At 56.9% G+C, this 765-nt stretch carries 2 protein-coding genes; both read left to right on the top strand.

Annotated features, from left to right (window positions below; genetic code table 11):
- The first annotated feature begins 130 nt into the window (after positions 1-130).
- Positions 131-319, top strand: coding sequence for a hypothetical protein (locus AWU74_RS06815; protein WP_062328687.1), 189 nt, complete (start codon positions 131-133; stop codon positions 317-319).
- Complete coding sequence (locus AWU74_RS06820) at positions 316-711, top strand: PIN domain-containing protein (RefSeq protein ID WP_062328690.1); 396 nt, start codon at positions 316-318, stop codon at positions 709-711. The genes AWU74_RS06815 and AWU74_RS06820 overlap by 4 nt, the downstream gene beginning before the upstream one ends.
- The last annotated feature ends 54 nt before the right edge of the window (positions 712-765 follow it).

Below are 765 nucleotides of genomic sequence, written 5' to 3' on the forward strand. Positions count from 1 at the left end.
GTTTGTAGCAAGCAAACCCGGTAGCACCCCGCCCTCTATGTTGCGCGAATTGGCTAAGCAAACTCGGCAGCAAGACGTAGGCTTGCGTGTTATACGACATGAACGGGCGCAGCCAGCATAAGGAGCATATATGAACACTTTGGTATCGCCAACACGGAACCCGACGGCGTCAAAACGGACGAGCGCCTCCCGCACAGAACCAAGCTGCGGCGAATATCCTGAAGGCTGGTTCGAACTATTCGGCTCGCTCAAGGACGCGCCGCTGGAAATACCGTCCGAACTAAAATGGGAACATGACGCCCCGCGGGAAACGGCGTGAGCTATTTTCTCGATTCAGACACCTGCGTGTATTATCTGAACGGCGCATATCCCGCGCTTTCCGCGCAGTTCAAAGCAAGTCGCCCGCAGCAGATAAAGATTCCGGCTATGGTTATGGCAGAAATGCTGACCGGGGCGGCGAAAGGGGCGCGGATGACCCGCGGAATATGGGCTCAGTTTGCCGCGCCGTTTGAGATTGTGCCGTTCGGCGGCGCTGCCGCCAGACAGTACGCGGCTGTCCGCGCATATCTGGAGAAAAACGGGGAGAGCATCGGGCCGAATGACCTCGTCATTGCCGCGACCGTATTGGCAAACGGCGGGGTTTTAATAACGCGCAATACCAAGGAATTCAGCCGCGTGCCGCCTCCGGATATTGAGGATTGGACGATATAGCCTTCGCCCCCCGGCAAAAAGCATAGAGGCAAAGGCTTTATGCCCAGCCAGTTT

It is taken from the genome of Treponema endosymbiont of Eucomonympha sp., from assembly GCF_001028545.1.